The organism is Rhizobacter sp. P2_H2 (assembly GCF_056403375.1).
This window is the reverse complement of record NZ_JBFUFP010001828.1, coordinates 1-550: the sequence shown is the minus strand read 5'-3', so window position 1 is coordinate 550 and position 550 is coordinate 1. Positions and strand designations below refer to the sequence as shown.

1 pseudogene is annotated in these 550 nt (G+C 56.9%); it reads right to left on the bottom strand.

Features of this window, described 5'->3' with window-relative positions:
• Nucleotides 1-550 (bottom strand): annotated as a pseudogene (locus AC1D15_RS36455) (RHS repeat domain-containing protein); the annotation flags it as partial.

Genomic DNA, 550 nt, shown 5'->3' with positions numbered 1-550 from the left:
TTCAATTGGTAGTCAATGCGGTTACCCAGGTTGTCTTTGACTGCCTTCTGCCGATGCGCATCGTCGTACTCGTACCCCACCCAGCTGCCGTCTGGCTGCAGCACTTGTGTCAACTGCCCCACCGCGTCATACGTGTACGTGGTCATCTCGCCTGCGACACTGCTAGAGAGTGGGCGTTGATGCGTGTCGTAGGTGTTGACGGTGACGTTGCCGTTCGAATCGGTGCCCTGCAGCAACTGGCCATATTTGTTGTACTTGTCGTAGCTTGTGAGCTTGCCTGCTGCGTTGGTGACCGTCTTCAGATCACCCACCGTGTGATCCGCTGTCGCATCGCTGTAGTAGGTGTACGTCGTCGTGTCATTCACCGTCGTACGTGAACCCTTGGCCGTCAACACTTGACCAAATTGGTTGTAGGTCCAGGTGCGAACGCGATTCGCAACCGCAGGTTGCAGTGAGGCGGAGAAGCCGAGGTGCCCATCCGCGTCGGTGGTTGCCTGAACCACCTGCTTGCATAGGACTGCGATCGGCTTTCCATCGGGTAATGTTGCAG